The sequence below is a fragment of the Thiocystis violacea genome, from assembly GCF_016583575.1.
Classification (GTDB): Bacteria; Pseudomonadota; Gammaproteobacteria; order Chromatiales; family Chromatiaceae; genus Thiocystis; species Thiocystis violacea.
Genome location: NZ_NRRG01000169.1, coordinates 1 through 672 on the forward strand (window position 1 = coordinate 1; position 672 = coordinate 672).

General features: G+C 45.5%; 1 pseudogene. It reads right to left on the bottom strand.

From position 1 onward, the window contains the following. A pseudogene (locus CKO27_RS24020) lies at positions 1 to 301 on the bottom strand (serine hydrolase); the annotation flags it as partial. Positions 302 to 672 lie beyond the last annotated feature (371 nt).

The window sequence follows — 672 nt, forward strand, 5'->3', positions numbered from 1 at the left end:
TCTCAGCGATCTGTCTATTTCGTTCATCCATAGTTGCCTGACTCCCCGTCGTGTAGATAACTACGATACGGGAGGGCTTACCATCTGGCCCCAGTGCTGCAATGATACCGCGAGACCCACGCTCACCGGCTCCAGATTTATCAGCAATAAACCAGCCAGCCGGAAGGGCCGAGCGCAGAAGTGGTCCTGCAACTTTATCCGCCTCCATCCAGTCTATTAATTGTTGCCGGGAAGCTAGAGTAAGTAGTTCGCCAGTTAATAGTTTGCGCAACGTTGTTGCCATTGCTGCAGGCGCAGAACTGGTAGGTATGGAAGATCTATACATTGAATCAATATTGGCAATTAGCCATATTAGTCATTGGTTATATAGCATAAATCAATATTGGCTATTGGCCATTGCATACGTTGTATCTATATCATAATATGTACATTTATATTGGCTCATGTCCAATATGACCGCCATGTTGACATTGATTATTGACTAGTTATTAATAGTAATCAATTACGGGGTCATTAGTTCATAGCCCATATATGGAGTTCCGCGTTACATAACTTACGGTAAATGGCCCGCCTGGCTGACCGCCCAACGACCCCCGCCCATTGACGTCAATAATGACGTATGTTCCCATAGTAACGCCAATAGGGACTTTCCATTGACGTCAATGGGTGGAG